This window comes from Undibacterium sp. GW821-FHT11H02, from assembly GCF_058808015.1.
The window spans coordinates 261,544-269,487 of the sequence record NZ_JBXARG010000005.1; the positions used below are offsets into that span (position 1 = coordinate 261,544).

The following is a 7,944-nucleotide window of genomic DNA, read 5'->3' on the forward strand; positions in this document are numbered from 1 at the left end:
CGGGCAAAATTTAATAAGTCAAGATTTTAGCTTAGATCTTCAAATAATTTTTTTCGAGCTGATCGATAGGCAAGGGTTTGCTGAATAAATAGCCTTGGAAATGACTGCATCCCAGAGCTTGTAGTTTCTCACGCTGTGCTTGGGTTTCTACGCCCTCCGCGATTACCACTAAGCCCATACTTTCTGCAAGAGCGATGACCATTTTGGCAATGGCAGCATCATTGGCATCGACCAAAATATCACGTACAAAGCTTTGATCAATCTTGAGCTGATCCAAAGGTAAGCGCTTGAGATAGGAAAGAGAGGAATAGCCAGTGCCAAAATCATCCATAGAGAAACCCACACCGATCGTTTTTAGTTCGTTCATTTTGGCAATGACTTGTTCTATATCGGTAACCAGCATGCTTTCGGTAATTTCCAGTTTGAGTTTGTGTGGATTGGCTTTGCTTTGTTGTAGTACGTGCTGTACCTGTGACACAAAATCGGCTTGATGAAATTGTTTAGCGCTGACATTGACTGCAATACTTAAATGCGAAAATTTGGCTTGATTTGCCCATGTTGCTAATTGTGTGCAGGCGATTTCTATCACGCGCTGACCTAACGGCAGGATTAATCCAGATTCTTCCGCGAAAGGAATAAATGCCGCTGGCGAAATCAAGCCGCGCTCTGGTTCGTGCCATCTGACTAATGCTTCTACACCGACCATGCTACCATCGTTGGCAACTTGTGGTTGGTAATGCAGAAGTATCTGGTGTTGTGCAATGGCTGTTTTTAAGTCTCGCTCTAATTTGGTTCGCGCACTCACTTCGGCTTGCATCTGTGGGTCAAAGAAACACATCGTATTGCGCCCTGCCGATTTGGCTCTGTGCATGGCAAGTTCCGCACGTTTTAAAGCTTCTTGCGCATCGACAAACTGCTCACAAAATAAAGTCACACCTATGCTGCAGCTACGACTTTGTGGGCTACCCGCGAGCATGAAATTTTCTTGTACTGTCTCAAGAATTTTGTCGCCTATTAATTCAGCTTGTGCCGCAGATTCAGTCAAATTGGTGCTTAGGTGCTCCAATACTAGGACGAATTCATCCGCTCCGATTCTTGCTACTGTATCCGCTTCCCGCACACAGGATTTGAGGCGCTGCGCGACTTCAATCAAAAATGCATCTCCTTGTTCATAGCTAATCGTTTCATTGATGGATTTGAAGTCATCCAGATCGATGTACATAATCGCACCACAATGATGGTGGCGCGCGCAAGCAGTGATGGCTTGCGTGGTTCTATCCATCAATAGGCGGCGGTTTGGTAAGTGTGTTAATCCATCTAAGAACGACAGACTGTGAATTTGGTCCGCGGCGACTTTAATCGCGGTAATATCTTTGATGATGGATAAGATGCAAGTTGTTCTTTCTACCTCCATCAAATGAGCGGAGACTAAGCCGGTCCAGCTACGACCATCCATGTTGAGAAATTGTGCTTCTAAATTGGCGCATTGACCGTCTTGCAATAGCGACTTCACGAATTTTTCACGCTCAGCCGGGAATTGCCAGACATTTAATTCTAGTGCTGTTTTTCCTACTACTTGTTGTGCGCTCCAGCCCGTTAACGTTGAGAAAGCAGGATTGACTTCGACATATCTGCCATCGGCCAAACTAGTAATCGCAATCGCATCAGGGCTAGTATCAAATGCCGTATGAAAGCGAGCCTCACTGTGGCGCAAAGCGACTTCGGCTAATTGTCTCGCATCGAGCATATGATTAAGTCGCAAAGCAATATGCGCGATCTCTTTGGGGCCTTCTATCGTTGCTCGTTCTTGTGTTGCGCCCGCCGCGACAAGTGCCATCGTCTTGGAAATATTTTCAACAGGTTGCGCAATACGTTTCGCTAGCCGAATGGCAATAAGCACGACCACTAACACAATGAATGCTCCGAATGCTAAGCGTATCAGTGCAAAACGTTTTAAGGGTCCAAATACTTCCTCTTCATGTAGGCCTATGAAGATTATCCAGTCGGAGTTAGCAATCGGTGCGAAGCTAAATATTCTGCCTATGTTCTGGTAGTCATTTGCCCTGATGGTCCCCTCTTTTTTTTCTAGAATCTGTTGCACGGAATAAGAATTGGCCTTCCTGCCTACTCTTTGTTCCGCATTTTCGGAGCGCGCGACTATATTTCCCTCGCCATTGAAGATGCCGATAATAGTTTTTGCTGGCAAGTCTTTTGGGGAAATTAAAGGTTGGTAGTTGACCAAGTCGATCGACATACCGACTATACCGATCATTTGTGCATGCTCGTCGACAATCGGCAGCGCGAGAGTCGACGTCCAACGCTTTGAAATAAGATCAATTTGTAGTTTGCCTATCGTGAATTGACCGCTGTGTTTGACGTCATCCAAATAGTGTTGTGGGTCTACTTTGATCAGTTGGTCAGAAGCTATAGGTAAACCGCTACATAAAACTTTCCCGTTCAGGTCTATCGTGAAAACGTTGAGATACGCTGTTTGTAAGCGTAAAAATTCGGATAACACCGGATCGCACTGTGTGGCATCGAGTGCCTTTACCTTGCTTCTTTGTGCGAATTGGCTGAGCGTTGCTTTGCTTTGTGCTAGAAATTTTTCAGTTTGCGCGCCAGACATGGCGCGGATGATCGCTGCGCTTCGATAAGATTGCTCGAGACTATTATTGTATTGCTGATAGGTATCGTAAGTGAGTGCGACGATCAGAGCGCATAAGGGCAAGGCGACGAGCATCAGCAAGCGCAGACGAATGGGATATGTGCGATTTAAGTAAGTTTGTTTCAAAAATTTCACTGGAACGACCCCATGCGTTTACCTGATTTGTGCTCAAAAAGAAATCCCCAAGCACTTGCTTTTTAATGACGACGGCGCGATTCGACGATGAAATCCTCGAGTAAGCATATGTATTTTAAGGAATCATTCTCCTCCGGCATATTGTACTAAGGGGCAGTAAGATGGGATGTTGGCGTTTACTGCGATGCGCCAAATTGAATCCGAATGATTGCACTGAAAAAGACTAGATTTTGCTTCTTTGACATAGGTCGTGTGATGTAGACGATCTATGTCAAAGAAGTTGACGTGTGAGAACGTCAAATACATTTACAAAATAATTTTTGTGCACTCAACTCTCTTCTTTTGCTAGTGTATTTCTTTGTGTAATTTTCAAATTATTCGGTAAGTCTGGCTTAAAATTTCGCGCCGAGAGAAGTCATACATCTTGGGAGCGACTATGAAATGAGTATGAGCTTGGCGGGAGTGCTTAATTTTTCTGATTGCAATTTGCCCCTTTGCTTGTCTGATTGATTTTTGTTTCGATTTATCTCACCAAAGCCAACTCAGCCCGCATCGCATCAATCACGGCCTTATAATCAGGCTTACCAAAAATCGCAGAACCGGCCACAAAAGTATCCGCACCCGCCGCAGCGATTTCACGAATATTGTCTGCTTTCACGCCACCATCCACTTGCAACATAATATCGCGGCCAGATTCGTCGATCATTTTGCGTACAGCAGCGATTTTTTTCAAAGTGTGCGGAATGAAAGACTGCCCACCAAAGCCAGGATTGACCGACATTAAAAGAATCAGATCGAGCTTATCCATCACATGTTCCAATACATGCAAAGGCGTTGCAGGATTAAACACCAGACCTGCTTTGCAGCCGTGATCGCGAATTAATTGCAGGCTGCGATCGATGTGTTCAGAGCCTTCTGGGTGAAAGCTGATGATATTTGCACCGGCTTTGGCAAAATCAGGAATGATGCGATCGACAGGCTTTACCATCAGATGCACATCAATTGGCACTTGCACATGCGGGCGAATCGCTTCGCAGACCAAAGGGCCTATCGTCAAATTTGGCACATAGTGATTGTCCATGACGTCAAAATGGATCATGTCCGCACCGGCGGCAACGACATTACGAACTTCCTCGCCAAGGCGAGCGAAGTCCGCGGAGAGAATACTGGGGGCGATACGGTAACTTGTCATATTGAAATCTCGGCTAAGTGTGCAAAATAAGTATGCAAAATGATAGATTTGACAGACGAAATGTCTTGAATCCGCTATTTTACTCCTGCGCAGATTGCTGTGCTCTTGTAAGATGCTCGTTTTGAGCGGTTTCTGGAAACACATAAGTAAACAATTAGCGAGTGATTTGCCTGTTTTCTTGCATGTGCTAATTATTTGGGCGAGGTTTTATGACTAAGTATGAATTTAAAGTGTCGGTCGTGACGCAGTATCTAGAGGAACAATCGAATCCGGATAAGTCGCATTTTGTATTCGCTTATACGATCACGATTAAAAATACCGGTGATATTCCGGCACAATTGATTTCGCGTCATTGGATCATTACTGACGCGAATAATAAAGTGCATGAAGTGCAGGGTTTGGGGGTAGTGGGGCATCAGCCTTTACTTAAACCGGGTGAGGCATTTGAGTACACCAGCGGCAGCTCATTAGAAACACCGCACGGTACGATGCAGGGGACCTATTTCTGTGTTGCAGAAGACGGTCATAAATTTGATGCGCTAATTCCTGAATTCGTTTTGTCTTTGCCGCGTACTTTGCATTAAACCTGAGGCTGCCCGGGTTTGCCTTAGTTTTTATCTGCTTCGCTAGTTTTCTTCGTTTTTTTATTCGATGGTTTTTTCCCTGAGAACATCGTCCACCAAACGATAAAAGCAAATAAGCAAAAGGCACCTAAAGCTTCGACAGCCAATAACCACATAATTAATCCTTTATGAATTCTTTGTTCGAACAAAAACGCATTTTAGCAGCATCGCTGATTTTGACTTTGGCGGCTTGTACGACGCCTCCGAAGCAACTTCCTATGGAACCAAAACCGGTAACGCCGCCTGTGACGGCGACAGTGCCGCCGACAGTGCCGCCTAAGTTGGCACCGATCACGAATTACACGCAGGCATACAAATTAAGTTCCTACGCCGATATGCCAGGTTGGGGCAACGATGATTTACGGGAGGCTTGGCCTGCATTCGTTAATTCCTGTTCCGCGCTGAAGAATAAGGCGGAATGGAAAGAAGTTTGCAGTTCGCTCAAGAATGTGGACGCGAAAGATGTTACTTCGATTCGTGGCTTCTTTGAAATGAATTTCTCTCCTTATCAAGTAAAGCATCTTGATGGTGGAACGGAGGGAATGGTTACTGGTTATTATGAGCCTTTGTTGAAAGGATCGCGTAGCAAGGGGGGCGTATTTCAGACTGCTTTGTACGCGGTGCCGAATGATTTGCTGACGATTGATCTTGGTAGTGTTTATCCCGATTTAAAGAATATGCGTTTGCGTGGACGTTTGGTCGGTAATAAAGTTGTTCCCTATGCTTCACGTGCGGAAATCTTGCCTTTCCTCGCCGGGAAAGAATTGGTCTGGGTTGATGATCCTGTGGATGCTTTTTTCTTGCAGATACAAGGTTCTGGTCGCGTACAGTTAAATGATACCGGTGAAACAGTGCGTGTCGCCTATGCAGACCAAAACGGACATCCGTATAAATCTATTGGGCGTTATCTGGTCGATAAGGGAGAGTTAACTTTAGACCAAGCCTCAGCGCAGGGTATTAAAGCTTGGATTGCTAAAAATCCTGCTCGTCAGGAAGAATTATTAAATGCCAATCCTAGTGTTGTGTTTTTTAAAGAGGAAAAATTGCTGGACCCCAGCATAGGGCCGAAAGGCGCTTTGGGCGTGCCCTTAGTGCCTCAAAGATCGATTGCGGTTGATCCAACGCAATTGCCATTGGGCGCTCCGGTATTTTTGTCGACTACAATGCCACTTAGCAGTAATCCACTGCAAAGATTAATGATGGCACAAGATACCGGCGGTGCAATTCGTGGAGCGGTGCGTGCCGATTTCTTCTGGGGCTTTGGTCGTGAACCAGGTGAATTGGCAGGCCGCATGAAGCAGCGCGGAGCAATGTGGTTATTGCTGCCTAAGGCTTTTGAAGTCAAGAATAATTAAACGCATTTATTTATTGGAGTAAACAAAATGGAATACCAGAACATACTTGTAGAGACTAAAGACAAAGTTGGCGTGATCACTTTAAATCGACCAAAAGCTTTGAACGCCTTAAATGATCAATTGATGGATGAGTTGGGGCATGCTTTATTCGCCTTCGATCAAGATGAGAACATTGGCTGCATGGTAATTACTGGTAGTGAAAAAGCTTTTGCGGCAGGTGCTGATATTGCGGCGATGGTCGACTATAACTATATGGATGCTTACAACGGCAATTATGTCACTAAAAACTGGGAGCATATTTTGCGCGTGAGAAAACCGGTAATCGCGGCAGTGGCGGGTTACGCTCTCGGCGGCGGTTGTGAATTGACGATGATGTGTGATTTCATTATTGCTGCTGATAATGCAAAATTTGGACAGCCAGAAATTAAGCTAGCCACTCTGCCTGGTTGCGGTGGCACTCAGCGCTTGCCTCGTGCAATTTCCAAATCTAAGGCAATGGACTTGTGTTTAACTGCGCGTTTGATGGATGCGAATGAAGCAGAACGTGCGGGCTTAGTATCACGTGTTGTGCCTTTGGATAAATTAATGGAAGAGACTTTAGCTGCTGCAACGACCATTGCTTCCATGTCTTTGCCAGTTGTGATGATGATTAAAGATGCCGTGAACCGTTCATTTGAATCTGGCTTAACAGAAGGTGTTCATTATGAACGTCGTTTATTCCATGCGAGCTTCGGTACGCATGATCAGCGCGAAGGGATGCGCGCATTTTTGGAAAAGCGACCAGCCAATTTCCAGAATAAGTGATTAGTTGGCTCCGCTGTAACTATTAAGTTATATTCTAAAAAGCGCCCCACTTGTGGGGCGCTTTTCTTTTGTGGTTAAGTTTTTTACTCTATAGCTGGCGGGTAAAGCTGAGGGATTTATATGATTTATCCTGTTTATCCAAATAAGTCTTGCCAAAAAGAAGTAAGGCTTGCTATAGTTCGCCTCCCCCAGAAATGCGGGGTTGAAATAAGAAGGTATGCAAGCAGTTGTTCGATGATTTCCTGATGTTTAAATTGAAGTTGAAGAAACTAAAATTTAAACGGTAGTAAAAACAGGGGGTTGACGGAAAGTTAGAAGTGCTGCATAATCTCGTTTCTCTGCTGCTGACGAACACAACGCTTCGTAGCAAAAACAAAATCCTCCGGGTGAGTTTAAGTGGAAAAGAATTAAGAAGATCTTTAACAATTAACAGTCAATAAATGTGGGCACTTGATAATGAAGCGACTAGCTACTTCGGTAGTTAGGAAACTTAAAAAATATCAAATGTTCACAAAAAGTAAAGATAAGACGTTTTGATGAGTAATTATTGAAACAACTGTCAGTATTTTGAGTGAGCGACCTGTTCGAAAGAACAGATTCCAGAAATGGAAACAAGTAACAGAGATTAAACTGAAGAGTTTGATCCTGGCTCAGATTGAACGCTGGCGGCATGCCTTACACATGCAAGTCGAACGGCAGCACGGACTTCGGTCTGGTGGCGAGTGGCGAACGGGTGAGTAATATATCGGAACATACCCTAGAGTGGGGGATAACGTAGCGAAAGTTACGCTAATACCGCATACGAACTAAGGTTGAAAGTGGGGGATCGCAAGACCTCATGCTCATGGAGTGGCCGATATCTGATTAGCTAGTTGGTGAGGTAAAGGCTCACCAAGGCGACGATCAGTAGCTGGTTTGAGAGAACGACCAGCCACACTGGAACTGAGACACGGTCCAGACTCCTACGGGAGGCAGCAGTGGGGAATTTTGGACAATGGGCGCAAGCCTGATCCAGCAATGCCGCGTGAGTGAAGAAGGCCTTCGGGTTGTAAAGCTCTTTTGTCAGGGAAGAAACGGTGAGTCTTAATACGGCTTGCTAATGACGGTACCTGAAGAATAAGCACCGGCTAACTACGTGCCAGCAGCCGCGGTAATACGTAGGGTGCAAGC

At 45.1% G+C, this 7,944-nt stretch carries 6 protein-coding genes and 1 rRNA gene; 4 read left to right on the plus strand and 3 right to left on the minus strand.

Features of this window, described 5'->3' with window-relative positions; all coding sequences use genetic code 11:
* Positions 1-31: 31 nt before the first annotated feature.
* Together AC1RR2_RS07810 and rpe are read right to left on the minus strand one after the other, a co-directional pair.
* Complete coding sequence (locus AC1RR2_RS07810; protein ID WP_493221699.1) at positions 32-2,800, minus strand: bifunctional diguanylate cyclase/phosphodiesterase; 2,769 nt, start codon at positions 2,798-2,800, stop codon at positions 32-34.
* A gap of 523 nt (positions 2,801-3,323) precedes the next feature.
* Positions 3,324-3,992: a ribulose-phosphate 3-epimerase gene (gene rpe, locus AC1RR2_RS07815; RefSeq protein WP_493221700.1), complete on the minus strand. Its 669-nt coding sequence runs from the start codon at positions 3,990-3,992 to the stop codon at positions 3,324-3,326.
* Between the two features lie 209 nt (positions 3,993-4,201).
* Between rpe and apaG the strand changes: the two genes are divergently transcribed.
* Entirely contained in the window at positions 4,202-4,576 is a 375-nt protein-coding gene (apaG, locus tag AC1RR2_RS07820; RefSeq protein ID WP_493221701.1) for a Co2+/Mg2+ efflux protein ApaG, read from the plus strand.
* Between the two features lie 23 nt (positions 4,577-4,599).
* Here apaG and AC1RR2_RS07825 read toward each other — a convergent pair whose 3' ends face one another.
* Complete coding sequence (locus AC1RR2_RS07825; RefSeq protein ID WP_493221702.1) at positions 4,600-4,731, minus strand: hypothetical protein; 132 nt, start codon at positions 4,729-4,731, stop codon at positions 4,600-4,602.
* 12 nt (positions 4,732-4,743) lie between these two features.
* Between AC1RR2_RS07825 and mltA the strand changes: the two genes are divergently transcribed.
* The 3 genes from mltA to AC1RR2_RS07840 form a co-directional block, all read left to right on the plus strand.
* Positions 4,744-5,970: a murein transglycosylase A gene (gene mltA, locus AC1RR2_RS07830; protein WP_493221703.1), complete on the plus strand. Its 1,227-nt coding sequence runs from the start codon at positions 4,744-4,746 to the stop codon at positions 5,968-5,970.
* Between the two features lie 27 nt (positions 5,971-5,997).
* A complete protein-coding gene (locus AC1RR2_RS07835) occupies positions 5,998-6,774 on the plus strand; it encodes an enoyl-CoA hydratase (RefSeq protein WP_186892657.1) in 777 nt (258 codons plus the stop codon).
* A gap of 627 nt (positions 6,775-7,401) precedes the next feature.
* A 16S ribosomal RNA gene (locus AC1RR2_RS07840) occupies positions 7,402-7,944 on the plus strand; the annotation flags it as partial.